22 protein-coding genes, 1 tRNA gene and 1 pseudogene are annotated in these 25,335 nt (G+C 68.7%); 14 read left to right on the top strand and 10 right to left on the bottom strand.

The genetic code is table 11. From position 1 onward, the window contains the following. Positions 1 to 207 precede the first annotated feature (207 nt). Both EMA17_RS08575 and cyaB read left to right on the top strand, forming a co-directional pair. Entirely contained in the window at positions 208 to 1,053 is an 846-nt protein-coding gene (locus tag EMA17_RS08575) for an XRE family transcriptional regulator (RefSeq protein WP_126636313.1), read from the top strand. Positions 1,054 to 1,068: 15 nt separating this feature from the next. Then, positions 1,069 to 1,632 carry a class IV adenylate cyclase gene (gene cyaB / locus EMA17_RS08580; RefSeq protein ID WP_126636314.1) on the top strand — a complete coding sequence of 188 codons (564 nt, stop codon included), beginning with the start codon at positions 1,069 to 1,071 and terminating at the stop codon, positions 1,630 to 1,632. Between the two features lie 192 nt (positions 1,633 to 1,824). Here the strand turns inward: cyaB and EMA17_RS08585 are convergent. Continuing rightward, positions 1,825 to 1,909, bottom strand: a tRNA-Leu gene (locus EMA17_RS08585). 139 nt (positions 1,910 to 2,048) lie between these two features. Between EMA17_RS08585 and EMA17_RS51675 the strand changes: the two genes are divergently transcribed. Both EMA17_RS51675 and EMA17_RS08590 read left to right on the top strand, forming a co-directional pair. Beyond that, positions 2,049 to 2,204 (top strand): hypothetical protein, encoded by a 156-nt coding sequence (locus tag EMA17_RS51675; RefSeq protein WP_160161346.1) that lies wholly within the window; start codon positions 2,049 to 2,051, stop codon positions 2,202 to 2,204. A 266-nt stretch (positions 2,205 to 2,470) separates the two neighbouring features. Beyond that, positions 2,471 to 3,247, top strand: a complete 777-nt coding sequence (locus EMA17_RS08590) for an ABC transporter ATP-binding protein (RefSeq protein WP_126636315.1) — start codon at positions 2,471 to 2,473, stop codon at positions 3,245 to 3,247. Between the two features lie 55 nt (positions 3,248 to 3,302). Here the strand turns inward: EMA17_RS08590 and EMA17_RS08595 are convergent, their stop codons facing one another. The 5 genes from EMA17_RS08595 to eno form a co-directional block, all read right to left on the bottom strand. Beyond that, entirely contained in the window at positions 3,303 to 4,652 is a 1,350-nt protein-coding gene (locus tag EMA17_RS08595) for an NAD(P)/FAD-dependent oxidoreductase (protein ID WP_126636316.1), read from the bottom strand. Between the two features lie 559 nt (positions 4,653 to 5,211). Continuing rightward, on the bottom strand, positions 5,212 to 6,159 hold the full coding sequence (locus EMA17_RS08600; protein ID WP_126636317.1) for a Ppx/GppA phosphatase family protein: 948 nt from the start codon (positions 6,157 to 6,159) through the stop codon (positions 5,212 to 5,214). Beyond that, positions 6,156 to 6,734, bottom strand: a complete 579-nt coding sequence (locus EMA17_RS08605) for a DUF501 domain-containing protein (protein ID WP_126636318.1) — start codon at positions 6,732 to 6,734, stop codon at positions 6,156 to 6,158. The genes EMA17_RS08600 and EMA17_RS08605 overlap by 4 nt, the downstream gene beginning before the upstream one ends. 147 nt (positions 6,735 to 6,881) lie before the next feature. Continuing rightward, complete coding sequence (locus EMA17_RS08610) at positions 6,882 to 7,517, bottom strand: FtsB family cell division protein (protein WP_126636319.1); 636 nt, start codon at positions 7,515 to 7,517, stop codon at positions 6,882 to 6,884. 56 nt (positions 7,518 to 7,573) lie between these two features. Beyond that, positions 7,574 to 8,854: a phosphopyruvate hydratase gene (gene eno / locus EMA17_RS08615; protein WP_126636320.1), complete on the bottom strand. Its 1,281-nt coding sequence runs from the start codon at positions 8,852 to 8,854 to the stop codon at positions 7,574 to 7,576. Positions 8,855 to 9,016: 162 nt separating this feature from the next. Between eno and EMA17_RS08620 the strand changes: the two genes are divergently transcribed. From EMA17_RS08620 to EMA17_RS08645, 6 genes are all read left to right on the top strand, one after another. Beyond that, complete coding sequence (locus EMA17_RS08620; protein ID WP_126636321.1) at positions 9,017 to 9,379, top strand: SseB family protein; 363 nt, start codon at positions 9,017 to 9,019, stop codon at positions 9,377 to 9,379. After that, the gene (locus EMA17_RS08625) at positions 9,372 to 9,719 is read left to right on the top strand and encodes a hypothetical protein (RefSeq protein ID WP_126636322.1); all 348 of its coding nucleotides are present in this window, start codon (positions 9,372 to 9,374) and stop codon (positions 9,717 to 9,719) included. The genes EMA17_RS08620 and EMA17_RS08625 overlap by 8 nt, the downstream gene beginning before the upstream one ends. A gap of 13 nt (positions 9,720 to 9,732) precedes the next feature. Continuing rightward, the gene (locus EMA17_RS55265; protein WP_126636323.1) at positions 9,733 to 14,166 is read left to right on the top strand and encodes a DUF6531 domain-containing protein; all 4,434 of its coding nucleotides are present in this window, start codon (positions 9,733 to 9,735) and stop codon (positions 14,164 to 14,166) included. Beyond that, a complete protein-coding gene (locus EMA17_RS08635) occupies positions 14,163 to 14,627 on the top strand; it encodes a hypothetical protein (RefSeq protein WP_126636324.1) in 465 nt (154 codons plus the stop codon). Before EMA17_RS55265 ends, EMA17_RS08635 begins: the two co-directional genes overlap by 4 nt. Positions 14,628 to 14,854: 227 nt before the next feature. After that, positions 14,855 to 15,259, top strand: a complete 405-nt coding sequence (locus EMA17_RS08640) for a hypothetical protein (RefSeq protein ID WP_126636325.1) — start codon at positions 14,855 to 14,857, stop codon at positions 15,257 to 15,259. A gap of 413 nt (positions 15,260 to 15,672) precedes the next feature. Then, positions 15,673 to 16,392, top strand: a complete 720-nt coding sequence (locus EMA17_RS08645; protein ID WP_126636326.1) for a hypothetical protein — start codon at positions 15,673 to 15,675, stop codon at positions 16,390 to 16,392. Here the strand turns inward: EMA17_RS08645 and EMA17_RS08650 are convergent. Next, on the bottom strand, positions 16,340 to 17,590 hold the full coding sequence (locus EMA17_RS08650) for a hypothetical protein (RefSeq protein WP_126636327.1): 1,251 nt from the start codon (positions 17,588 to 17,590) through the stop codon (positions 16,340 to 16,342). The genes EMA17_RS08645 and EMA17_RS08650 overlap by 53 nt on opposite strands. 1,752 nt (positions 17,591 to 19,342) lie before the next feature. On the opposite strand from EMA17_RS08650, the pseudogene EMA17_RS53885 reads away from it, so the two are divergent. The 3 genes and pseudogenes from EMA17_RS53885 to EMA17_RS08660 form a co-directional block, all read left to right on the top strand. Continuing rightward, a pseudogene (locus EMA17_RS53885) lies at positions 19,343 to 19,891 on the top strand (DUF5753 domain-containing protein); the annotation flags it as partial. A gap of 41 nt (positions 19,892 to 19,932) precedes the next feature. After that, positions 19,933 to 20,115: a DUF397 domain-containing protein gene (locus tag EMA17_RS08655; RefSeq protein WP_126636328.1), complete on the top strand. Its 183-nt coding sequence runs from the start codon at positions 19,933 to 19,935 to the stop codon at positions 20,113 to 20,115. Positions 20,116 to 20,488: 373 nt separating this feature from the next. Then, positions 20,489 to 21,223, top strand: a complete 735-nt coding sequence (locus tag EMA17_RS08660) for a DUF4232 domain-containing protein (RefSeq protein ID WP_126636329.1) — start codon at positions 20,489 to 20,491, stop codon at positions 21,221 to 21,223. Positions 21,224 to 21,230: 7 nt separating this feature from the next. On the opposite strand, the gene EMA17_RS08665 is transcribed toward EMA17_RS08660, so the two are convergent. Beyond that, positions 21,231 to 22,556: an ATP-grasp domain-containing protein gene (locus EMA17_RS08665; protein WP_126636330.1), complete on the bottom strand. Its 1,326-nt coding sequence runs from the start codon at positions 22,554 to 22,556 to the stop codon at positions 21,231 to 21,233. A 423-nt stretch (positions 22,557 to 22,979) separates the two neighbouring features. Here EMA17_RS08665 and EMA17_RS08670 point away from each other — a divergent pair, with 423 nt between their 5' ends. Then, a complete protein-coding gene (locus EMA17_RS08670; RefSeq protein WP_126636331.1) occupies positions 22,980 to 23,309 on the top strand; it encodes a hypothetical protein in 330 nt (109 codons plus the stop codon). Here EMA17_RS08670 and EMA17_RS08675 read toward each other — a convergent pair. Together EMA17_RS08675 and EMA17_RS08680 are read right to left on the bottom strand one after the other, a co-directional pair. Next, positions 23,257 to 23,685 carry a pyridoxamine 5'-phosphate oxidase family protein gene (locus EMA17_RS08675; protein WP_078975872.1) on the bottom strand — a complete coding sequence of 143 codons (429 nt, stop codon included), beginning with the start codon at positions 23,683 to 23,685 and terminating at the stop codon, positions 23,257 to 23,259. The genes EMA17_RS08670 and EMA17_RS08675 overlap by 53 nt on opposite strands. A gap of 102 nt (positions 23,686 to 23,787) precedes the next feature. After that, positions 23,788 to 25,290: a polysaccharide biosynthesis protein gene (locus tag EMA17_RS08680; protein ID WP_246126536.1), complete on the bottom strand. Its 1,503-nt coding sequence runs from the start codon at positions 25,288 to 25,290 to the stop codon at positions 23,788 to 23,790. Positions 25,291 to 25,335 lie beyond the last annotated feature (45 nt).

Genomic DNA, 25,335 nt, shown 5'->3' on the forward strand with positions numbered 1-25,335 from the left:
CGGGTAGACCTCCAGCGGTCGGGCCCCGCCGGCCCCGCCTCGCGGGTGGCCCGGCCCGGCGGCATCTCACGGGCAGTGGTCGCCGCCGGGCCGGGGTCTCGGGAACGCACTCCAGGCGAACTCACCCAAAGATCGCGGAACGCTGCGTAGCGCGCGATACCCAGCCGGTAATCTCACGGTGATATAGCCAACCACCGAGGACCACCATTGAGCCTGTTGCCGATTTCGTTACCTGACTCGGTCTGGCAGAGGGCCGACCTTCGCGAGGCACTGCGGGCCCGTGATGTCGGTCGACTGTTCAGGTACACCCAGCAGTTCAGCGGCGCCAGCCAGGCCCGCATCGCCTCGGCCGTGGATATGGCCCAAGGCCGCGTGAACGAACTCATCAAGGGTCGACGCACGGTTCGCGAACTCGACGTATTCGAACGAGTTGCCGACGGTCTGACCATGCCGGACGATGCCCGGCACCTCCTCGGCCTGGCCTCGCGCCGTGAAGCCCGCGGCGGCGGCCGAGCGTTCGATCTGTCCGCCTTCCCGGAGGTCGTGCGCGTCTTCACCGAACAGGCCGCCGCAGCCGACGAGATCCAACGGGCAGCCCGAACGGCCGACGAACTGGATGTACTGGCGGTGCGGGGTCTGGGCCTGATCGGCCTGAACGACTCGTTGCTACGGAGTTCCTTAACTCGACCGGACGGGGAACGCCTGCGCCTGCGCGTTCTCCTTCTCGATCCGGAGTGCTCGGCGCTGGCTGATCGAGCGGCGGAGATCGGTGAATCCGCAGAGAGCATGGCCAACGGAGTGCGTCTCACCGCAGCTCGGCTACGCGATCTGGTCGACGTGTGTGACGTCCAGGTGCGCTGGTACCGGTCGCTGCCTACATGGCGCCTGATCCGAGTCGGGAAGGTCGTCTACGTGTCCGCTTTCGACTCAGGTTGGGAGGGCCACGAATCGGCGCTGTACAAGGTCATGGAGACGCCATACGGGCCCCTGTATCGGGGGTTTCGCCGTATGTTCAACGGACTCATGGACGACGGTGCGCTGTTGCCCGCCTGACTGGGAGGACACCTGATGATCGAGGCAGAACTGAAGGCCCGCGTGCGCGATCCGGAACACGTCCTCGACGCCCTGGAGAAGTTCGCGGCCGGACGCCCCGAGGTCTACCAGGACACGTACTACGACGACCCCGAACGCACGCTCACTGCCGGAGACCGCGAGCTGCGGATCAGGACCGTACACGGAGCCGAGACCATCTCGGTGATGACGTACAAGGGCGCACGGGTTGACGAGGCATCCGGATCGAAGCCGGAGCACGAGACTCGCGTCGAGGACGCCGCGGCCGCTCATGCCTTGCTGCGTGGCCTCGGGTACACGCCGACGATCGAGTTCGAGAAGCGCTGCCGAAACTACGACTTTGAGCGGGACGGACGCCAACTGCTTGCCACGCTCGTGCGCGTCCCCGAGTTGGACGAGACCTTCATCGAGATCGAAACCCTGGTCGAGGCCGACCATCAGGTCGCAGGCGCCCTGACCGCGGTGCGCGAGGTGCTGGAGGGTCTTGGGATCGGTAACGATGCGTTGACCACGGAGCTGTACACGGATGCCGTAGCCGCCCGACGCAGGGACGTGCGATAGCGCCGCCGATGGATCCGATCGAAATTTCTATGGGCGATAGCGCCACCTTCACATGCGGAACCGGAGTTCCGGGTGGTGCACAGGGGGTGACAAACAATGATCTTGGTTCGCTCATCCGTTGACAGACCCGCACTTCTGTCAACGGCAGCGATCATGAAAATGGCTCCTTAGCAGGTCAGAGCCATGATCATCTGGTCCCCGGAGCGGGACTCGAACCCGCACGACCTTGCGGCCAAGGAGGTTTAAGCTCCTCGTGTCTGCGTTCCACCATCCGGGGGCGATGCTGAGCGTAGCGGCCCCGGCGCACCGGGTTGACCCCCTGAATTTCACGGCCTCGCGAACGGCTCGCGGCGACCCGTTCGATCGCGGAGAGCGACGGGAGGTAACCCGTCCCGATGCCGTACGGATGATGCCGAATGGGCGCTTTGAGGCGCCTGATCAGGGGATATACCGCATTCGGCCGGGCCTGCGCGGTACCCGTGGTCGCGTCGGGAGTCCCGCTTCGGGTCGGCCGGCGGGCGGCCGGCGACCGGCCGCCGGAGGTGCGCGAGACCCCCGTCGGCACCGTCTGATTCGATCGATTTCGACCATGAATGAGCGAAACCGACGAAGAGTGAGTAAGTGTGATCAGACGTCCTGGATCATGCGCAGTCTTGTGGAAGCGTGGGTAGGCAGCACGAATCGGAACGGTTCCGTCGCCCGACGTGGCCACCGATGAAACAGGCGACGACCCGCCCACGAATCGCGTCCGACGAACCGCCGCACGCGACGCCCCGACGAGCCGCTCGACGAACCGCCCGAGGAACACCCGAGGAACACCCGAGGAAAGAGGTCTCCTGTGACCGCCACCGAACCCAGCGCGGGAGTCGGGACGCACGGCGCGCTCGCCGCCGTCGCCACCGACCTGACCAAGGTCTACGGCGAGGGCGAAACGCGGGTGATCGCGCTCGACGGCGTCTCGGTCGGCTTCCGGCGCGCGGAGTACACCGCGATCATGGGGCCCTCCGGGTCGGGCAAGTCCACGCTGATGCACTGCATGGCGGGGCTCGACTCGATCACGTTCGGCTCGGTGCGACTGGGCGACGCGGAGTTGTCCACGCTGAACGACAAACAACTCACCCTGCTCCGCCGGGAGAAGGTCGGTTTCGTCTTCCAGTCGTTCAACCTGCTGCCCACGCTCACCGCCCTGGAGAACATCACGCTCCCGATGGACATCGCGGGGGTCAAGCCCGACAGGGCCTGGCTCGACCACGTGATCGAGACCGTGGGGTTGCGCGACCGGCTCAGGCACCGCCCCACCGAACTCTCCGGCGGCCAGCAGCAGCGTGTCGCGTGCGCCCGCGCGCTGGCGAGCAAGCCGGAGATCATCTTCGCCGACGAGCCGACCGGCAACCTCGACTCGCGCTCCGGCGCCGAGGTGTTGGGCTTCCTCCGCAGCAGCGTCTACGACCTGGGCCAGACCATCGTGATGGTCACCCACGACCCGAACGCGGCCTCCTACGCGGACCGCGTGGTGTTCCTGGCCGACGGCCGGATCGTCGACGAGATGACCGCGCCGACCGCCGACCTGGTCCTGGAACGCATGAAGCGCTTCGAGGCACAGCGCACGAGCTGAGGAACGCGACGGAGCCCGGTACGCACAGGGCGTACCGGGCTCCGCGGCGAACGACTTACGACTTGGCCACAGGCTCCGCGGCCGGCCGAGGCGCCGGCAGCGCCGCCTCGGCGAACTCGTCGCGCGGGTGCTCCATCGCGCCGAGCGAGACGATCTCGCGCCGGAAGAACGCCGACAGCGTCCAGTCGGCGAAGACCCGGAACTTGCGGTTGAACGTCGGCACCATCGCACCGTGGTAGGTGCGGTGGAACAGCCAGGCCGGCAGGCCCTTGAGCTTGAACCGGCCGAACATCACCGCGACGCCCTTGTGCAGACCGAGGCCGGCCACCGCGCCGAGGTTCTTGTGCTTGTACTCCTGCGGCGGGAAGCCGCGCATCACCGAGACGACGTTGTCGCCCAGGACTCGCGCCTGGCGCACCGCGTGCTGCGCGTTCGGCGGGCACCAGGCACCCTCGCCCGCGGCCAGGTCCGGCACCTGCGCGTTGTCGCCGGCGGCGAACACGTTGTCCATGCCGACCACCTGGAGGGTGGTGCGGGTGTCGACGTGACCGCGCGGGCCGAGCGGCAGACCGTACTCCGACAGCACCGGGTTGGGCTTGACGCCCGCGGTCCACAGGATCGTCGAGGCGTCGAACTCGATGTCGTTCGAGAGCACGCAGTGCTTGTCGACGCACGACTTGAGCGAGGTCTCCAGGTGGAACTCGATGTCCCGGCTCTTCAGCCGCTCCAACGTCCACGCGCCGAGCTCGGGACCGACTTCGGGGAGGATGCGGTTGGCCGCCTCCACCATCACGAAGCGCATGTCCTCGCGCTTGAGGTTCTTGTAGTAGCGCACCGCGTCGCGGGCCATGTCCTCGACCTCGGCCAGCGCCTCGATACCGGCGAAGCCGCCGCCGACGAAGCAGAACGTCAGCGCCTTGCGGCGGATGTCCTCGTCGGTGGTGGAGTCGGCCAGGTCGAGCTGCCCGAGCACGTGGTTGCGCAGTGCGATGGCTTCTTCGATGGTCTTGAGACCGATGCCGTTCTCGGCGAGGCCGGGAATGGGGAAGGTCCGCGATATGGAGCCGAGCGCGATGACGATGTAGTCGAAGCCGAGTTCGTAGGACTCGCCGGCCAGCGGCTCGACGAGGGCCACCTTGCGGTCGTGGTCGACGGAGGTGACCCGGCCGTTGACGATCTCGGCGTTGGGCAGGACACGGCGCAGCGGCACCACGACGTGGCGCGGTGAGATGCTGCCGGCGGCCGCTTCCGGGAGGAAGGGCTGGTAGGTCATGTACGACCGCGGGTCGACGACCGTGACGGTCGCTTCGCCGAAGCGCATCTTCTTGAGGATGCGCTGCGCGGCGTACAGACCAACGTAGCCGCCGCCGACGATGAGGATGCGAGGGCGATCCGTGTTGCTCATGTTTGGAAGTATCCACCGATCGAAGTCGCCGGTGCTTCGAGGCCGCGCGCAGTACCGAAGGGGCCGTCTGGTACCCTTCGTCCTTTTGCTTGTGCATTTGTGCACGGTGGGCGGTCGGGGAGGATCCACCCGACCTCGACACCCGGCGACTCGATCCCGGTGACCTGCGTCGATCCTGCCCGAGGGGTCCGGGGGCGGCGCAATGTGATCTCCACCTCGGCTCCTCGACGACCGTGATCGTCGAAGGCGGGGACCGTCTCGAACCGGGTCGACCAGAGGAAAACGGCCCCACATGGCCAACTTTTGCCCCGTCGACCATGTGAAGGGATTCACAAACTTTCGTCCGTGTCCGAACGTTGGACAGGGGTCGTTGGTTCCCCGGCGGCGCTTGTCCGCTCCCTGTCCGCTCCCTGTCGGGTCGCTGTTCGGTCGCTGTTCGCTCCTTGTCGGCCCGGGGGACGGGATGGGCGTGACGACGTGCGGGGGCAACTCGCGGGCGCGCCAAAGGGGTCGGGGCGGACGCGGCCGCGAGCGTGGGGTGGCGGGACGAGGGGCGGGGCTACTCGCCGACCGGGGTCTCGGCCTCGGACCAGGCGATGCCGTCCAGGATGTCGTGTTCGCTGACCACGACCTCGGTCAGGCCGGTGCGTTCCATGATCGTGCGCAGGACCAGGGCGCCCGCGGCGATCACGTCGACGCGGCCCGGGTGCAGGACGGGGATGGTCGTGCGTTCGGCGTGGGTGCTCGCCAGGAGGTGGGCGGTGACGGTGCGGACCTGGTCCAGGGTCAGCCGGGCGTGGTGGATCACGGTCGAGTCGTATGCGGGCAGGTCGAGCGCGATGCCCGCGACCGTGGTGACCGAGCCGGCCAGGCCGACCAGGGTGCGGGCCCGCTCCAGGGGGACCACGGCCGCGACCTGGTCCAGGGCCGCCTCGATGTCGGTGATCGCGGCGGCGATCTGCGCCGGCGTCGGCGGGTCGTCGCGCAGGTGGCGCTCGGTCATCCGGACGCAGCCGATGTCCACCGACCGGGACGCCTCGGGCCGGTCGGTGCCGAGCACGAACTCGGTGGAGCCGCCGCCCAGGTCGACCACGAGGTAGGGCGTCTCGACAACGCCGGTCCCGGCCGGTTCGCGGGTCGCCCCCACGAAGGACAGCGCGGCCTCCTCGTCGCCCGAGATCACCTCCGGCTCGACGCCCAGGATCTTCCGGACGCCGTCCCGGAACTCGTCCCGGTTCTCCGCGTCCCGGCTGGCGCTGGTGGCCACGAAACGCACCCGCTCGGCGTCCAGTTCGCGGATCACCTCGGCGTACTCGACACACGCCGCGAAGGTGCGCTCCAGGGCCTCCGGAGCCAGTCGGCCGGTCCGGTCCACGCCCTGGCCGAGCCGGACGATCCGCATCCGGCGGTCCAGGTCGACCAGGGTGCCGGCGGCCGGGTCCAGGTCGGCGACGAGCAGGCGGATGGAGTTGGTGCCGCAGTCGATCGCGGCCACGCGTCGGGTCATCGGGTCTCGTCCTCCGGGGCGGCGACGTCGGCGGGCGGAGCGGGGGTGGGAGGGGCGGCGGCGGCGGGAGAGGCGTCGGGAGAGGCGTCGGCGGGGGCGTCCACGCACACGCACGGGCCCTTGGCCCACCAGTCGGGCAGCGCGTCCAGCGCCTCGTCGCCGAGCGGGTTGACGCCCCGTCCGGCGGCCAGCGCGTGGCCCGCCAGGACGTGCAGGCACTTGACCCGGTCCGGCATGCCGCCCGCCGACGGGAAGCCCTCCAGCACCTCGATCGTGTCCCGGCGCGCGATGTAGTCCTCGTGCGCGGCGGCGTACCGGGCGGCCAGATCCTCGTCCTCGGCCAGGCGCGCGTTCATCTCGCGCATGACGTTGTTCGCCTCCAGCGTCCCGATCGCGGACGCCGCCCGGGGGCAGGTCAGGTAGTACAGGGTCGGGAACGGCGAGCCGTCCTCCAGACGCGGGGCGGTCTCCACGACGTCCGGCAGCCCACACGGGCACCGGTGTGCGACGCCGCGCAGACCACGCGGGGTACGGCCGAGCTGCGCCTTGACGGCGTCGATGTCCTGCTGATCCATGGAGGGAGTATGTCCTGTTTCGCTGAATGGTTCGGACCGACGTTCGACCGGGGTGCCGCCCCGGAGCCGCGCGCCGCGGCCGGTCACGGCGGGCGGTCGCGGCGGGCGGCGCGGAACCGGCGGGCCCGGCGGGGACCCGGACCGGGCCTAGCCGATCGACGTGGCGGGTGTCCTCGTGGGCGTCGGGGGCGTGCTGGGGGTCGGCGTACCGGCCTTGTCCGCGTCGCGGGTGGAGTCCCACAGCTTCCGGTACCAGGGCGGCGAACCGGCCTGGGCCGGGGTCGGCGGCGCCGGGTTGCCCGCGGTGCCGGCGGGCGGCACCACCAGGTAGGCGGTGTCGCCCGGGTAGACGAAGTGCAGCCGCTCGCGCGCCTGTTGCCGGACGTACGCCGGGTCGTTCCAGCGCTCCAGGTCGGACCGCATGCGCTCGGTCTCGGACTGCTGCTTGCGGGTGCTCTCGCGCAGGTCGGCCACGTCGGAGCGCTGCGCCAGGTATTGCCGCAGCGGGTAGACGAGGGCGATCGCCAGGCTCAGCACCACCAGGGTCAGCACGATCCACTTGCCGCCGCCGCGCCGGCGCAGCCGACCAAGGCCCGCCGCCGCGGCCGAGTCCTTGAAGGACCCGGCCGCCTTCGGCTTGGCGGGCCTCGCCCCGGCCGACCTCGACGGGGCCGACGCCGGGCGCGTACCGCGGGCCTGGCGCGGCGGCGCGACGGCTCGGGACGCGCGGGCGACCCGAGTCGGCCCGGCCGTCCTGCGACCGCCCTCGCCCTGCTCGCTCACGCGTCCTCCCGCCGTTCCGTCGATTCGGCGCCGGCGGTCCCCCGCTCGACCGGGTGTCAGCCCTGGAAGCGCGGGAACGCGGCGCGACCGGCGTACTCCGCCGCGTCGTCGAGGATCTCCTCGATGCGCAGCAGCTGGTTGTACTTGGCGACCCGGTCGGAGCGCGCCGGGGCGCCCGTCTTGATCTGGCCGCAGTCCGTGGCCACCGCGAGGTCCGCGATCGTGGTGTCCTCGGTCTCGCCGGACCGGTGACTCATCATGCACCGGTAGCCGTTGCGGTGGGCGAGCGACACGGCGTCGAATGCCTCGGTGAGCGTGCCGATCTGGTTGACCTTCACCAGGAGGGCGTTGCCCGCCTTCTCGGCGATGCCGCGCGCCAGGCGCTCCGGGTTGGTGACGAACAGGTCGTCGCCGACGAGCTGGACCTTGTCGCCGACCTGCTCGGTGAGCGCGACCCAGCCCTCCCAGTCGCTCTCGTCCAGCGGGTCCTCGATCGACACCAGCGGGTACGCGTCGACCAGCTCGGCGTAGTAGGCCGACATCTCGGCGGAGGTCTTCTTGGCGCCCTCGAAGACGTACGCGCCGTCGGTGTAGAACTCGCTCGCCGCCGCGTCCATGGCGAGCGCGATGTCGGTGCCCGGGGTGTAGCCGGCCTTCTCGATCGCCTCGACGATCAGGTCGAGCGCGGCGCGGTTGTTCTCCAGGTTCGGCGCGAAGCCGCCCTCGTCGCCGATGCTGGTGGCCAGGCCGCGGGCCTTCAGCACGGACTTGAGGCAGTGGTACACCTCGGCGCCCCAGCGCACCGCCTCGGCGAAGGTCTCCGCGCCGATCGGCGCGATCATGAACTCCTGGATGTCCACGTTGGTGTCCGCGTGCGCACCACCGTTGAGGATGTTCATCATCGGCACCGGGAGCACGTGCGCGTTCGGGCCGCCGAGGTAGCGGAACAGCGGCAGGTTCACCGATTCGGCGGCGGCGTGCGCCACCGCGAGCGAGACGCCGAGGATGGCGTTGGCGCCGAGTTCACCCTTGTTCTCGGTGCCGTCCAGGTCGATCATCGCCTGGTCGATCAGCCGCTGGTCGTCGGCCTCGGTGCCGACGATCTCGTCGTAGATGCGGTCGTTGACCGCGTCGACGGCCTTCTGTACACCCTTGCCGCCGTAGCGGGACTCGTCGCCGTCCCGCAGCTCGACGGCCTCGAAGGCACCGGTGGAAGCGCCGGACGGCACGGCGGCACGGCCCGAGCTGCCGTCGTCGAGGACGACCTCTACCTCCACCGTGGGGTTCCCTCGGGAGTCCAGGATCTCCCGGGCGTGGATGACGTCGATGGACGGCACGAGTTTCTCCTTGATCAAGGGGCACGCTGGTCTGCTCGGCCAGCCTAGTAGCAGCCCGGGTCGTGCTTTGCTCGGGAACGGGTAGCTGTGGGCGACTATTCGGTGACACGAACGCGAACGGATTGGCTAGGGTGACGCTCGGTCGAGGGACGGGGCGTACACATGACCGAACCGGATCCGGGGGACATATCGCCGCTCACGCGGGAGATCGACCGACTGCTCGCGGACGAGGGCGACCCGCGGGCGCTGCTGAGCGCGCTGCTCGCGGCCCGGCTGTACTGCGAACGCCCCGAGCGGGTCGGCTTCGCGGCGATCGGCCCGCCGGGTGGCGGGGTGGTTCCGGTGTTCACGTCCGAGGAGCAGTTGGCGCTGTTCGTCCGGGGCGGATGCGACTGGTTCGCCGTCGAAGGCGCCGACCTGGTGCGGCTGTTGCCGCCCGGTTACGACATCGCGATCGACCTGGCCGGCCCGACGCCCGTGCGGCTGCGGGCGAGTCTGTGGAACGCGGAGGCGGCGGATGGGTGACGGGTTCGAGGTCGACAGCGCGTTCGTGCGCGGAGCCGGTACGGAGTTGATCGAGGCGCTGACGGTCGCCCGGGAGATCGCGCAGAAGCAACAGCCGCTGCGGGATGGGCTGGTGGCGCTGCAGAAGTACTACTCGTCGCCGTTCCAGGCCGGCGAGATCGTGCTGGAGTCCGCCAAGGCGATGGCCGCGCTGGTGAACCTCGGCGAGAACATCGCGATCGCGCTGGAGATGGCCGCGCAGCAGTACGAGGCGGCCGAACGCGACGCCGAGGCCCGGTTCTTCACGCCCGGCGGCGCGGCCTCGATCCACGCGGGCGACGACATGGGCACCACGAACTGACGGAGGCCGCCCGGTGTTGGTATCCGGCGAACCGCTCACCCCCGACTCGCAGCCTCGCGGCCTGATACCGGGCGACTGGGAGGTGTTACAGGCGCTCGCCGACGTGCTGACCCGGTTCTCGGCGCAGGCGCTGGAGGCCAAGGGCCGGCTCGGCAAAATCGAGGGCAGGGACCTCTGGCAGGGCGACGCGGCGGAGGGCTTTCGCAAGGACCTCGGGATCGTCACCGAGATCCTGGGCCTGCACGGAAAGGAATACCCGAGCGTCGCCGCGAAGTTGCGCGAGTTCGCCGAGGTGTTGCGGTTCGCCCAGGGCGAGTGCGCGAACGAGATCATCCCCAAGGCGAAGCAGGCGTTCTGGCTGATCGAGGCGCAGGCGCGCGAGCAGGAGTCGTACGACCTCGCCAAGCGCGCTCAGGATGTGCGGAAGGCCGACGGCGTCGGCAAGGAGTGCCTGCCCGCGCTGCCGCACAAGCCCGAGGGCCATCCGGGCGCGGACATGTTGCGCGAGGCGCAGGCGCAGTTGCAGCGGGTGCGCGAGCGGGTGGAAAAGGCCGACGCGCACGCGCTGTTGGAACTACGCAAGTCCCGTGGCGTCCTCGACCTCGACCCGGACATGTGGAAGACACTCCGCCAGGCCGGGATCGATTTCGCCCAGGGCGCCGCCGGCGGGGTCTTCGAACTCGCGAGCTTCGCGTGGACGATCGACCCGGGTCGGATCTTCGTCGACCCGATCGCGTACGCCACCGACCTGAAGGGCATCGCGGGCGGCATGCTCGGCATCGCCCGGGACCCGGTCGGGTTCGCCCAGGACACGGTCGTCACGTCGTGGGAGGACTTCAAGAAGAACCCGGCCCGCTGGCTCGGCCACGCGGCACCCGACCTGGCCCTGACGCTGGCCACGCGCGGCGGCAACAAGGCGCTGACGCCCGCCCAGCAGGTCGAGAAGAACATCGCCAAGCGGGACAACCCGCGTTGCCGGGCCGCGGAGGCGTGCACGCGCGAGGGCGAGCCGATCGACGTGGTCACCGGCGAGATGGTGCTGCCGCAGACCGACGTGACACTGGCGGGCGCGCTGCCGCTGGTGCTGGAGCGACACCACCGGACGGCTTTCGGCGGGGGCCGGTTCTTCGGTACGCGGTGGGCGTCGACGTTGGACCAGTGCGTGCGTCTGGGCGCGGATCGGGTCACCTTCACCGCCGCCGACGGGATGACGCTGCGCTATCCGGTGCCGAGGCCGGGCGAGGCGGTGCTGCCGATGGGCGGATACCGGTGGCCCCTGGTGTGGGACGGCACCGGCACGTTCACGGTCACCGACCCGCGGCGGGGGTGGACGTGGTCCTTCGCGGCGCTGCCGGGCCCGGCATCGCGCCGAATACCGGTGCGGGCGCTGGCGGATCGCAACGGGAACCGCGTCGACTACCACTACGACGCCGAGGGTGTGCCGCGCGAGGTCACCCACTCGGGCGGCTACCGGGTGGCGGTCGACTCGGCGGAGGGGCTGATCACGGGGTACCGCTTGCTCGGCGCGGACCCGCTCACCCACACGAGCACGGCCGACCCGGCGGCCTCCGTCGACCTCGTCACCTTCACCCACGACGCCCCCGGCAACCTCACCGAAGTCGTCAACTCCTCCGGCCGCCCCCTGCGCTTCACCTACGACGCCCACCACCGCATGACGTCCTGGACCGACCGCAACAACACCTGGTACCAGTACGAATACGACGGGGCCGGCCGCTGCGTACGCGGCTCCGGCATCAACGGCGTCCTGGACAACACCTTTGCCTACGACGAGGCATCGCGGATCACCAGGATGACCGACGCCTTGGGCGCCGTCCGCACCTACGAATACAACGACTGGTCGCAGGTCATCCGCGAAACCGACCCCCTCGGCGGCACCAGGCTCACCGAATGGGACTCCTACAACCGCCGAGTGGCCGTCACCGACGAACTGGGCCACACCACGCGGTACTCCTACGACGCGTGGGACAACACCATCGGCGTAGTCCTCCCCAACGGCACCTTCACAGTCGCCGACCACGACCCGCTCCTGTGCCGCCCAACCCGCATCACCGCCCCGGACGGCGAAGTCCGCCAACACACCTACGACAGTCGCGGCAACCTCCTCACCACCACCGACGAACTCGGCGCGACCACATCCCACACCTACAACGAGTCCGGCCACCTCACCAGCATCACCAACGCCCTGGGCCACACCACAACGCTCACCCCCAACCCGGCCGGCCTGCCCATAGCGGTAACCGACCCCCTGAACGCCACCACACACATCACCCACAACGCCTTCGGCCGAACCACCACCCTGACCGACCCCCTCGGCCACACCACCAAAACCACCTGGACTGTGGAAGGCAAACCGGCGTTGCGCGAACGTCCCGACGGCACGAATGAATCCTGGACCTGGGACGGGGAGGGAAACCTTCGCCACCACGTCAACCCGGCAGGCTTCACCACGTCCTACGAGTCCACCCACTTCGACCTGCCGGCGGTCCGAACCGGCCCGGACGGCGCACGACTGGAATTCACCTACGACGCCGAACTCCGCCTCACCGAAGTCACCAACCCACAGGGCCACACCTGGCGCTACACCTACGACCCGGCAGGCCGTCTCGCCGCCGAGACGGACTTCAACGGCCGAGGGTTGACCTACCACTACGACGCAGCCGGTCGGCTGATTCGACACAGGAACGGCGCGGGAGAAATCACCACGTACACCCGCGACGCCACCGGCTGGGTCACTTCTCAGCGACACGTCGCAACACAACACGAAACGAATTACCACTTCGACGCCGCCGGCCGCCTGATTCGGGCTATCGCTCCGGAGGCGGATCTGGTCCTCACCTACGACGCCCTCGGCCGCATCACGGCCGAGACCACCAACGGCCGTACGTTGTCCAACGTGTACGACGCGGCGGGAAACCGTGTTCGCCGGACAACTCCTGCCGGCCACGTCACCGAATGGACCTACGATCCTACGGGCCGCCCCACGGCCTTACATATCGTCGGAAACACTCTCGAATTCACCTTCGATCCCGCCGGGCGCGAAACAATCCGTCGTTTCGGAGATCGAGTCACTCTCGCTCAAGAGTGGAACGAGACTAATCACGTCATCTCCCAGGCGATCTGCGTCGGGGATCCTGCCGGCAGGATCGCTGCTTCCCTGGACCCGAACCTCGGCGTCACCGAACGTTCTCGTCGGAATTACACCTACCGGGCCGACGGCTACGTCACATCGATCGACGAACCGGCCATCGGCCTCAAGACGTACGACTTGAATGAGGTGGGCCGTATCACCGCCGTTCACGCGCACGGTTGGACGGAACGCTATGCGTACGACCCAGCCGGAAATCAGCGCCATGCCGACTGGCCCGAATCCGAGGGCGCTGGAGGCGGGCGGGAGGTCGTCGGAACCCTGATTCATCGGGCCGGCCGCATCCATTATCGATATGACGATCAAGGACGCATGATCCAACGGACGCAAAAGACCCTGTCCGGGAAGTCCAAGTACTGGATCTACACCTGGGGTCCCGAGGATCGACTGGCGAGCGTCGTTACGCCGGACGGCGCCACGTGGCAATATATTTATGATCCGCTGGCTCGCCGAATAGCCAAGAGGAAATTGACGACCGGCGGCACCGTTGCGACCGAAGTGCTGTTTTCCTGGGACAACTCATTCTTGGCAGAGCAGGGTTCGCCCGGAGGCGCAACGATCACCTGGGAGTACGAGTTCGGGGATAATCACCGCCCACTCCTGCAAATCAACACTTCCGCAGGAGAGGAGGGGGAAGACTCGCACTGTCTTGCAGTCGCCTGCGCCCTCGATGGGACTCCTGTCGAACTCGTCGACAACAAAGGGGCCATTGCCTGGCATTCTCGGCATACGTTGTGGGGCACGAGGATTGCGACCACACCCGGAGATTTGGACTGTCCACTCGGCTTCCCGGGACAATACCGCGACCTGGAGTCCCAAGTATTCCATAGTGTTTTTCGGCAATACGATCCAAACCTTGCCCAATTTTGCAGCCCCGACCCTTTGGGCATCGAAGCATCACCCAACCATCACGCCTACGTCATAAACCCCGTCTCATGGTCGGATCCACTCGGACTGGCTCCTCAGGGCGCCAAGGATCCCATCAATCTCGGGCCGGGATTCACGGCAAGAATCGATGTCTTTCCCATGGGATTGGGGACCGATTTCGAAATTCATGTCTACAAGGGCGGCGTCGACTACGGCGTCTACGGCAGTACTGGATGGTTCGCCAAGCACGGCCACGGAACGGACATCGAGGTTCCGGCCGCAATCGAAAACTCATTGAGAGGGATGGCCATCGAGATGCTTCGCAGAACCAATAGACTGGGTCCACGTGGAACCGAAGATATATCGGGCGATAATTGGCATCGCCCGAGACTGACCGGCGGAGGTTGTAAATGAAATTTATCGAGATCGAATGGCGGACCGACACCAGGGGGTTTTGGCTGGACCCCCGGCCATATCTTGGCGAACTTCCGAAAATGAGGTCGACCCTTCCTCAGGGAGCCTGGGAGTTCGCCACCGATCCGGGGCACTACGATTTCAGCAGCGCCAGATGCGTAAAGGATTTGGGGTTCGACACCCTCGTGACTCCGGCGAACAGTCGCCAGGGTCTCGAAATTCTCTTCTCCCCGAACCCTTGGAAGCACGAGGAGGCGTTGCGCATCCGTTACACCGGCATCGAAAGCCTGTCCGTGGATTGGGAAAGTCAAGCTGCGGGTGGCAGCGTAAGAGATTCCCTTCTTCTCGATGAAATCCTGCCCACCGATTCAGGGTGCCGACACGAGATCGCTCTCACCGGCGCAACCATCCTGATCACATGCGCCGACCTGACCGCATCGTGGGAGCCTCGAAACCGATGATAGAAACGGACGACGAACATGAAGTTATGCCGACGTCGGCTCGATATATCCTGAATCTGCGAGAAACCGCCCGTCTCGATCCGAACCATCCGCAGATCTGAAAACATCGGAGGAGGATCTCGATGGACCCGTCGAACGCTCACATATCCGCCCTGGAAGGATGTGACGGTCGGGGCTACGGGGATACTCCGCTGGGGAGCAAGAGGGATCGGTTGATCGGGTCCTTCGTGGACCTTGTGGCAAACCGCGATGATTTGACCTATGCGATCGAACTCGGACGGCAGAAGAGGCGGTGGGATGCTCTCGACACCTATGCCGCTCGGATGGCGTCGATCGCCGTTCGGGAACGCGATTCCGACATCCTTCGCCGAGGGCTGGTCGCGGCGCTGATCGCCATGAAATCGACCGACGATGAGCGTGAGACCCTGCCGACCCTGAGTCTTCTCTACCGGGCGTGGGAAATTCTGGGCGATCGGGACTTGCGTTTTCGTGCGCCGCGCGATCTGCGCGTCCAGGAAGACGACGATCCTCTCGTCGCCTTCGCTCGGCGCTCCCCCGACGACCGAGGAATCCGAGCGATGGGCTACCGCGAAGGCAGCGACTCCGAAGGGTTTCGATTCCTTGACCGATGACTCGACGGAGATGAGCGTCTGGGAATTATGGGGCGCCGTGGTTCCACTTCACAGCCGACCCCAAGGCCCTTCTCGTCCCGCCGCCGAGCGGCAGGGTCTGCTCTCCGGGACGAACCCGAGGGAGGGCGGATCCTCTCCGAAGTCCGCACCGGGCGACGCGGTTATTCGGTGGCTCGGCGAACCTGCCGGCCAAACGACCCGGGACGGAGATCGCGTTCAGCGCGGCGTTCCCCTGCGACGGGCAAATGCTCGGCCGCAGGTGGCGTGACTTGCTTGACGGGTTCGAGGAGCTTCCGGGGGATCGTGGCACCGGAGTACGCGGCTGGTCGCGAGCGGTTCGATCGCGGCCTCGGGCGCTCGCTTCCGGCAGGAGGTGACCAGCCTTCGGCGGGGGGTGTCGCTAGGGTTTTGGGGTGGTCGACGACAGCGGTGGTGTGCGGGCTGTGCAGCGGGAGTTCGCCGTCCAAGGGACTGCGGAGGTGTACGCGTTCCTGGGCGGGATCGTGGACGAGATGGTGCGGGCGTTCGCGGTTTCGGAGGAGGAGGCGTTTCTCCGAGTGGATCGGCATATGCGGCCCTACCGCTGGGACTTCACGGAGGACCGCGATCGCCGGTTCCTCTTCGAATACTCCGAGGAATACTGGGCCGGCGAGATCTACCTGGAGTCGGATCCGTGGCGGCAGCTCTCGGGAGACGATCACAGCCGATCGCGGCCTCGGCCGATGCCCGAGGCCGGGGATCCGGAGTTCGGGGGCTTGGCGCTGGGGGACCACCTCGCACCTGTCGAGATGTTCGTGACGTGGGACGGCGAGCTCGACGACTTCGTGTTCATCGTGGCCGGAGCGCGGCAGAGCACGGGTGGGCATGCCGCGCGGATCGAGAACGAGCGCGTGGAGATCTCGATCATCGGTGAGCTGTACGACGCCGAGTCCGACCGGGGATATGTGTCGATGACCTGTCGGCCGAAGGACGGCACCTCCTGGGCGGACCTCTCGGAGGATTTGCGGATGATCGTCTACCGGCTGCACGCCGCTGGGTTGGAGTATTCACGGGCAACCGTGGCCGATGGTGGTGAGCCGCTCAGGATTCTCCGGCGGGATCGACGCACGTTCCATATGCTGCGGAAGGCGTGAGGTCGGGTTCGCCCGTCGGGTCGCCGAACTCGACGCTCATCCGGGTCGCGCCTGCCTCCTGTAGGCGCCAGGCCACGCGACGTACGTCCCGCAGGACCTCCTGCCACGAGACCCCTGTGCACGGCGTGCAGGTCAGCGACCACATCGGGATCGCCTCGGGGTCGTCGGGGGCCGGTTCCGGCAGGCGGGTGATCCGTACGGCGATGGCTTCGAGTTCGATCGCATCGGACGCGGATGGGGCCAACGTTGCCGGATCGAGCGCAACGGGGCGCGCCCGCACGAGGGTTGCCGTGAGGACGTCCACGTCCACCGCCCATGCGACCAGGCACACCAGCGCCGTCCCCCAGTCGCCGATCGCCTCGCGGACCAGTTGCGGATCGACGGGTTCGGCCGCCGCCTCGGGGGCGAACTCGGCTCGCTCGATCACCTCAGCGAGCCGATCGCGGTCCTCCCACCCCTCGGCGATCGCCGTGGCCCACTCGTAGGCACTTGCTCGGTCGAGGAAGCGGGCGGCGTGCTCCGGTGGCATTCCGGCCACGGCGTCGAGCAGCGTGCACTCGACCCACCGGAACGCGTCGCCGGCATACCAGTGGTGGCTGTCGGCCAGCTCTCGAACCACCTCCGTGAGCGCCCGGCACACTTCGTCGTCGCCGGTCACCGTGGGCCCCTGCCCGACCGGCACCCGCCCACCCGGTATCAAGCCCGCTTCGATCAGCGAGGCCGCAACGCGCACCGCCATCGCATCCTCCACGGCGAAGCAGTACTCGATGTACGACTCGCATCCGGCCGGGGGCTCGTACGGAGCGGGCACCACGTACACCCGGACGGCGTCGCCGTCGGGTACGAAGCCGATCTTCTCCAGCCAGCCACAAGTGCCGGGCTGACCAAGCCACCTCGGAGCCAGATGCGAAACGTCGACCCCTGGCGGGGCGTCGTCCGGCCCTGCGGCGACGAGCACCACGGTGTACGGCTCGGCTTGGGCAATACGCTCGACGATCTCCTCTTTCGGAAGACCGGTCCACTCCATGAGCGTTTCGAGCGCATCGGAGTCGGGACGCTGCGCAACGAACGCGGCAAACATGACCACGTCGCCCGCGGTACGCATATTGCGCCCCCGCGACGGCACCGCATGAAGCCGACCGGAATCCGCCACCGTCAACCCGCCCGAAAGGCCGGCCCCCACGAGATCGTCAGACATGCGGCGAGGGTATCCGGCGACGTGAATCACCGGGTTGCGGAGGGAGATTGCCTGCGGCGGTGGCGGTGCCGGTGGTGCCGTTGTGGCAGTCGGCGGGGGGGACGCCTCTTGCTGTCCGCTCTTCGGCTGCGGTGTGCCGGTGCGGGGCCGGTGGTCCGCGTCGGGGGGTGGGTCGCCACCGGCGTGCGGGCTCCGAGACTCCGGGCGTCCGGCAAGGCGGACGTATTGCTCGGCGAAAACCGACCGGCAGCGGCGGGCAGGGAGGACGGTCAAGTCAAGTCCGCCGGGCGGCCTTCCCGAATGGGTCGGGCGTTCCCGGCGCGCGTTGCGCTGTTGGTAGCGGGTGGCCGGTGCGGGGATGGTCGGAGTCGGTGGTGGGTCGCCGCCGGCGTGCGGGGCTCCAAGACTCGAAGCTCCCGACGAGGCGGGCGCGTTGGTCGGCGAAAACCGGCTGCCGGCGGCGGCAGGGTGAGGGGCCGGGTCGAGCCCGCCGGAGAGCCTTCCCGAGTGGGCCGGGTGCTCCCGGCGGGCGTTGCGCTGGTGGTTGCGGGCCGGCTGGTGCGGGGTCGGCCGGAGTCGGTGATGGGCCGCCGCCGGCGTGCGGGGCTACGAGACCCGGGACTCCCGACGAGGCGGGCGCCTTGATCGGCGAAAAGCGGCCTGCAGCGGCGGGCAGGGAGGGCGCTCGGGTCGAGTCTGCCGGCGAGCCTAGGGGATATCGAGGTGCGATGGGTGCGTGTGGGGGCGGGAGTTCACGAAACCGGACGGTGTGGGGTGCCGCAGTCTCGGTGTGCGAGAAAACCGCAGGTCAGTGGGAAGGGAAGCCGTTTCGAGTGCCTCGGGATCCGGTTTCGGCTCCCACTGGGCACTTTCGGTCACCTCAACGGCCTCTGCGAGGTCGCAGCGCCCGAAGCCGACCCCGACCGGGCAGTTTCGGTCTCCGCGCCGGCGTCGAGGAGATCGGAGCACACGAAACCGGCACTCGACGCCCGACTTTCCACCCCGACCCCGCAAAACCGCAGGTCACCGAAACCCGGAGCCCACAACCATCGACAGCGATCCGGTTTCGAGCCCCAACTCCCCTCCAAACACACCCGAAACACCCCGACCCCCTCGAGAAGGCCACCCGGAGGACTCGACCCGACCGCCCACCCGCTCCCTCGCTGCAGGCCGCGTTTCGCCGAGCAAGGCGCCCGTCTCGTCGGGAGTCCCGGGTCTCGTAGCCGAGGCGTGGCGCCGGGGTTGTGGTCGCCGTCGCCGTCGCCGGCCGGACTGTCGGGGTGGGGACTTCGGGGGGACGTGGTGGGGACGGGGAGGGGCAGATCGTGGTTCTGGCGTAAATGTGGTCATATCGGCGATAGCGTGGCCGGTATTGGTTCATGCAGCCCTCGGGGGTGGCACGTTATGACGGCGAAACCCGGCAATCCGGCGCTCGTTCGCGCACGATACGCGCATGGGTGGATTGGGCAGCGGCATCTCTCGGCCGCCTTTCGGGAGTGCGCGGCGGGATTGGGGCTGCGGCTGGATGTGAGCGTGCGGCAGGTTCGACGCTGGGAATCGGCGAACCCGCCTTGGCCGACGCCCGATTACGTACGGGTGCTGGAAAGCATGTTCGGCGTGCCGCTGGATCGGCTGGGGTTCGTCCGCCCGGCGCACTTGGTGGATGTGGATCCGGCGATGGACGACGGCCTTGCCTTCCGGGAACTCAAAGGTGGTGAGCAACCGGGTTGGTGGCGTACGGAGTCCGACGAGATGGCCGGGAACGCGCACTACGCGCGACTGGTGGAGGCGGAACAGTCTGCTGTAGCTGTCCGGTCGTACCTGCCGACCCTGCTTCGCGGTCTGCTGCAAACGTTCGAGTACGCCTTCGCCGTCATTCGAGCCGGTTCACCGACCCTGGCACAGGACGAGGTGTTGCGTCGTGCGAAGCGCCGAGTGGAACGCCTCGACGATGTCACGAAGTCCCCGTCCCCGCAGCGCTCGTTGTGGTTCATCGTTCACGATTCGGCGCTTCGCAATCCGGTCGGTGGGTGGCAGACCCTCGCTGATCAACTCGGTCGTATCTTGGTCGTGCTTTCGCGGCGATCCGACATCCGCCTCCAGGTACTCCCCGACGATGTGGGCGCGCATCCGGGTCTCAACTCCGGACCGTTCACCTGGTACGACTTCGGGAGAGATCGCGTTGTCTACCTCGAAGGACTCACAGGTCGTTCCTGGACCTCTCGTCCGACCTGCCTCGCCGCCCACACGCCGGCCTACGATCATCTGCAAGCGGCTGCCCTGACCGTGGACGAGTCGATCGAACTCGTGGCGAAGCGGGCCCGGGAAGCGGAGATGAACGCATGGGCTTCGAGGACAAGCGTGCCCGGTGGAAGACCTGCAGCCACAGTGGAAACGAAGACTGCGTCGCCGTCGCCCGCCTCGGCTCCGTCGGGGTTCGAGACTCCAAGGTCGTCGACGGACCGATAGTCACCATGCCTCCTGCTGCGTGGCGGGCGCTTCTCGATGGAGTCCGTCTGCGCTGAGTGCGGACAGCGCAACTGGCCTGGGGGAAGCACCGGTTGCGGTGCGCCGGGCGGGCTGTTGCACGTGATTGCCGAGGCGGGCGCGGGATTTCGGGGGTCCGCGTCGGGCGACCAACCTTCTGTAACACCTGCGGCCGGGGACCGGCCCGTGGGGTGTCACCAGGGCAAACGTGGTGTTGGGGTGGGGTCGAAGAGGGCTGTGTCGGGGTGCGCTGTGCTCTTTGGTGACCATGTCACCGGTCTGTGACAGCGCCGTCGTGGGTCGACGACTCCCGTATCGCCCGGGCGTGCGGCCTCGCAATAGTGATCGAGCAAGCACCGCGGGGCCTCGCCGGCTCCGGGCTTCGATCACCGGATACCAAGGGGACGTTCAATGTTCGGGAACCGCAGCAGGGCCTTCCTCCTCTCCGCCGCCGTCGTCGGCGGCGCGATGATGATGACGGCGTGCCAGGGCACCGATTCGGGCAACGCCGCGCAGGGCAACCCGCCCGCCGCCGCTCCGGCGGGCCAGGCCGTCACCCAGCAGTCGTCCGGCGCCTCGACCACCGGCGGCAACCAGGCCGGTGCGAACACCACCGCCGGGACCGGCTCCACCGGCTCCGGCTCCACCGTCAAGGACTCCGGGAAGACCGTCACGCCGAACAAGGCCGCCGGCAACACCTCCGGCGGCGGCAACTCCGGCTCCGGCGGCCCCGCCAAGTGCCGCACCGACGACCTGAGCTTCCTCGCCGACGACGTCACCATCGACGGCGACGGCAACCGCACCGTGGCCGTCACCCTGAACAACCTCGCCGGCGACTGCTCGATGTTCGGCTTCGCCGGCGTCGACCTCAAGACCACCGCCGGACCGATCTCCGCCAAGCGCACCAGCGAACCCGTCTTCCCGATCACCCTCAAGCGCGACACGTCGATCTCCTTCGGCATCCACTACCCGAGCAACGACTCCGGCGGCTCCGGCGTCCGCATCACCGGCCTGCTCGTCACCCCGCCCGGGGAGACCAAGGCCGCCGACATCCCCTGGCCCGGCGCCGCCACCCTCCCCGTCACCGACGGCACCGGCTCCCCCGTCACCGTCGGCCCCATGGGCAGCGCCGGCCAGGGCGGCTGACCCGCGGTCACAGGTAGACCGGATGCAACCGGCCCGAGCGCGCCACGTTGAGGCGTGCGTCGTGGCCGGTGCGGGCGAAGGCGGAGACCAGGCGGCCGTCGACGGCGCCGAGGGCAAGGTCGTGGCGTCGGCCCGACCCGTTCGGGGTGGCGGGCGCGCGCGGGGCGGGCACGTACTCCTGGACCAGCCAGCCGAATTCGAAGGCGTGCTCCACGGCGCCGGTCCAGGCGGCGTCCGGGGATTCCCGGCCGATGACGACCCCGCGACCCCGGGTGTCGAGCGGGTGCTTGAGGACGTAGCGCTCCCGGTCACGGCCCACGGCGCGCAGAACGGCGCCGTCGCACAGCGAGATGTTGCGCGACCAGGGGACGGCCGGCCCGACACGCCGGTGGTCGGCCGCGCCGAACAGGCCGGCGAACAGCGGGTCCGACAGCACGGCCAGGCAGAGTTTGTTGTCCCCGAGGAATCGGCCGCGCAGGCCGTTCTGGACGAAGAGGCTCCGCTTCCGTACCGCCCGCAGGTAGGGCATCGCGTCGACGCCCATCCGCAGCAGGTCCCGGGTCGAGATCTTGGCGTAGGCGTGCGCGATCGGCTCCCCGTCGACGACGGTGGTACCGCCGGGGTCGGTACGCAGGTCGCGCGGATCGGCGTGCACCACGCGGATCCCGATCGCCGTCAGACCGGCCTCGTAGTCGTTTATCTCGTTGCGATTGGCCCCCTGCGGGCACAGCAGGGCGACCGAGCGCGGTCGGACCCCGGTGTGCCGCAGCGCCAGATCGGCCAGCCAACTGCCGGTCCAGGTGGGCACGTCGGCGGGCAGCGGAGCGGGCAGCGCGACCCCCTGTCGGGTCAGCAGCACACGCCACGCGGCCCGGCCCCGGCCCGCCGCGGTGAGTCCGGCGGGGCAGTTCGCGTTGGTCTCCAGCACCCGCAACCGTCCGTCGGGGTGGGGCAGCAGGTCCAGCCGCATCAGATGTACGCGGTGATCGCGCGCCGCGGCGACCTCCTCGCGCAGCGGCTCGGGCACGGTGAGCACCCGGCGCAGTCGCGGATCGTGGTCGTACGCGCTCAGGATCGTCTCGATCATCCGGTGGTACGCGGCGAGGAAGGCGTCCAGTTCCGGGCGCAGTCCCGACCGCAGGCACAGCGGTGGCCCCAGCGGGCGCGGCCGTTGCGCGACCCCGTCCCGCAGGACCAGGGCACGGGTCAGCTCCCGCCCCTGCGGCGTATGCGCCAGCCGAGCCGCGTGTCGGGCGAACGACTCGTCGAGACCCGGCCAGACATGGGCCCCGGGCCCCGCAGGCGGACGGCGCGGGGAATGACGCTTTGTCACGGGCTCGATGCCGGTCCTCCTGACCTTCGTGGCCGGCCGGCCCGGTCGACCTCCTCGGCCCGCGGCCCGCGGCCCGCTTTCCGTCGGTTCGGCGCTCGGCGTCGCCGTCTCCCCGCGCGTGCCGGTGCGGTCGAGCCGATCGAGCCGATCAGACCCGTCGGTCCGATCGAGCCGATCGAGGATCCACGCATCCGCCGCCGCCACCGCATCGGCACCGCCTGTCACCACGAGCCTCCCGGTTCGACTGTATCCACCCACCGAACCCGGCAAACCGGACAACAACCAGGCACGCCACCGACCCCCGGCCGCACCGCACCGACCGCCAGGGCCCACCCGTGCCGTAACAGGCGGCACTTTCCGGCCACTTCTGGTTTGCTGGGATCAAACGTTTTCAGTCACAAGCCGGAAAGGGCTTGGTTCCGCGTGGAGTTGTTCGCGATTGTCTTCGTCTCCGTGGCCGGCGGGGGCGTTCTCGTCCGCGCGCGCACGGTCGTCCGGATGTACGAACTCGCCGCATGGCAGCGCTGGTTGCCGCTGGGTCTCGCGCTGATCGGGATCGCCACGAGTCTGCTGCGGGCCGAGGACGTGGTGCCGGTCGCCGGGCTGATCGCCCTGCCGTGCTACGTGGCCTCGGTGTTGTTCGCCCAGGCGGGGATCCAGCACGCCGTCGACGAGGCGGCCCGGCGTCGCCGAAGCGACGTCACGATCCCGGCCCCGGACCCAGACCGAACACCCGCCAGCGCTTGGGGGTGACCACGCCCAGGCTGGTGCCCTCGCGGGACAGCGGGCGCTGCTGTTGCGCCAGCCCCGCCTCGCCCAGGATGTGCCGCATCGCGAATTCCCAGCGCTCCTGCGCCCATTCGTCCTCGCGCATGGCCACCTCGCCCCACACGATGACGTGCGCGATGTCGCCATCGCGCGCCATCGACAGACACACCCGCGGATCGTGTTCCAGATTCGCCTTCTTGGTGCGACCGGTGAGGCTGAGGTAGAGGTACTCGTCGTCGTACGCCAGCATCACCGGGGTCACGTGCGGTTCCCCCGTCGGGGTCACCGTGCCCACGTGCACCCAGTGCTCCGGGTCGCCGAGCATCGCGTCCAGAGCCGTCTTCAGTTCGGGGTCGATCACGGAGGATCCGCCTTTCGCAGCACAGGGGCCTCACTGCCACCGTACTGCGCCTCCCACCCCACCGGTCACGGGATCACCGTCCCAACGGTGTACGGAAATCGTCTAGAAGTCGTCCGGATACGGTGCCGACACCACCTCGACCACGCTCGGCGCCGGTGTCGCGTACCCCGGCAGCAGCTCGGACAGCAGTGCCCGCACCGCCCTCGTGTCGTTGACCGCCGCCGCCTCGTACAGCTCCGGCAGCCGGACCACCGCGTCCAGGGCCTGCCCCGGCGGCACCGTCGCCTGGATCCGCCGGTGCTCGGTGGGCAGTCGTTCCTCGCCGGCGGCGAACAGCGCCTCGTTGAGCTTCTCGCCGGGCCGCAGGCCGGTGAACCGGATCGGCACATTGGGCAGGTTCACCTGTTCGGCGAACTTGTGCACCAGGTCCACGATCCGTACCGGCTCGCCCATGTCGAGGACGAAGATCTCCCCGCCCTGGGCCATCCGGCCCGCCTCCAGGACCAGCCCGACGGCCTCCTCGATGGTCATGAAGAACCGGGTGACGTCGGGGTGCGTGACGGTGACCGGGCCGCCGGCGCGCAGTTGCTCGGCCAGTACGGACAGCAGCGAGCCGCGGCTGCCCAGCACGTTGCCGAACCGCACACCCGCGAACACCCCGGGCGCCTGCGTGTTCGCCTGCACGATCAGCTCGGCCAGCCGCTTGGTGGCGCCGAGCACCGAGACCGGGTCCGCCGCCTTGTCGGTGGAGATCAGCACGAAGCGTTCGACCCCGATGTCCAGGGCCGCCCGGACCAGGTTCTCCGTACCCAGCACATTGGACTTCACCGCCTCGCACGGATGCCGCTCGAGCAGCGGCAGGTGCTTGTGCGCGGCGGCGTGGAAGACCACCTCCGGCTTGAGTTCGTGGAAGAGCTGCTCGATCCGCGGCCGATCCCGGATGTCGGCGATCACCAACGACTCGTCGTCGAGCAACGCCTCGCCCCACACGTCGAGTTGCAACCGATGCAGGTTGGACTCGTCGTGGTCGAGCATGTACATCCGGCTCGGTCCGAAGCCGAACACCTGGCGGCACAGCTCGCTGCCGATCGAGCCGCCGGCGCCGGTGATCAGCACCCGACGCCCGGCGATCACCTCGCGCACCGACGCCGAGACCACGTGCAGTTCCTGCCGACCGATCAGCCGGTTGACGTCGAGCATGCGCATGTCGCTGCCGACCACGTCGCGCCGCAACGCGACCAGGAAGGACGGCAGATATCGCACGGCGGCGCCGATCGCGGCCGCGCCGGCGGCGACCTTGCGGAACTCCTCGTGCGGAAGGCCCGGGATGGCCAGGACGACCACCTCGATGCCATGCTCCAATGCCACGTCGGTCAGGGCGTCGAGACCGCCCAGGACCGGAAGCAGATGTTGTGGATTGTCCGCGTCGGCGACCCGGACCCCGTCCTTGTCCGGATCGTCGTCGAGAAATCCGATCGGACGCAACCCGAAATCGGGCGTCCGCAACAGATCCCTCGCCAACGCGCTGCCCGCCGACCCGGCCCCCACGACCAGGGTTCGCAGACCCGCTCCAGATACGTCCGTCGCTGCCGAACTCCGACCCATCAAGCCCCCCTCGGTCAGGAGCAGCGTGATCGGCCTCGGATCGTG

It is taken from the genome of Embleya hyalina, assembly GCF_003967355.1.
Taxonomy (GTDB): Bacteria; Actinomycetota; Actinomycetes; order Streptomycetales; family Streptomycetaceae; genus Embleya; species Embleya hyalina.

Excerpts from the sequence above, each read along its gene's own strand:
- cyaB (WP_126636314.1), top strand. The coding sequence starts at position 1,069 with ATGATCGAGGCAGAACTGAAGGCCCGCGTGCGCGATCCGGAACACGTC.
- EMA17_RS51675 (WP_160161346.1), top strand. The coding sequence starts at position 2,049 with ATGGGCGCTTTGAGGCGCCTGATCAGGGGATATACCGCATTCGGCCGG.
- EMA17_RS08595 (WP_126636316.1), bottom strand. The coding sequence starts at position 4,652 with ATGAGCAACACGGATCGCCCTCGCATCCTCATCGTCGGCGGCGGCTAC.
- EMA17_RS08600 (WP_126636317.1), bottom strand. The coding sequence starts at position 6,159 with ATGACCCGACGCGTGGCCGCGATCGACTGCGGCACCAACTCCATCCGC.
- EMA17_RS08605 (WP_126636318.1), bottom strand. The coding sequence starts at position 6,734 with ATGGATCAGCAGGACATCGACGCCGTCAAGGCGCAGCTCGGCCGTACC.
- EMA17_RS08620 (WP_126636321.1), top strand. The coding sequence starts at position 9,017 with ATGACCGAACCGGATCCGGGGGACATATCGCCGCTCACGCGGGAGATC.
- EMA17_RS08625 (WP_126636322.1), top strand. The coding sequence starts at position 9,372 with ATGGGTGACGGGTTCGAGGTCGACAGCGCGTTCGTGCGCGGAGCCGGT.
- EMA17_RS08635 (WP_126636324.1), top strand. The coding sequence starts at position 14,163 with ATGAAATTTATCGAGATCGAATGGCGGACCGACACCAGGGGGTTTTGG.
- EMA17_RS08650 (WP_126636327.1), bottom strand. The coding sequence starts at position 17,590 with ATGTCTGACGATCTCGTGGGGGCCGGCCTTTCGGGCGGGTTGACGGTG.
- EMA17_RS08655 (WP_126636328.1), top strand. The coding sequence starts at position 19,933 with ATGGGCTTCGAGGACAAGCGTGCCCGGTGGAAGACCTGCAGCCACAGT.
- EMA17_RS08660 (WP_126636329.1), top strand. The coding sequence starts at position 20,489 with ATGTTCGGGAACCGCAGCAGGGCCTTCCTCCTCTCCGCCGCCGTCGTC.
- EMA17_RS08680 (WP_246126536.1), bottom strand. The coding sequence starts at position 25,290 with ATGGGTCGGAGTTCGGCAGCGACGGACGTATCTGGAGCGGGTCTGCGA.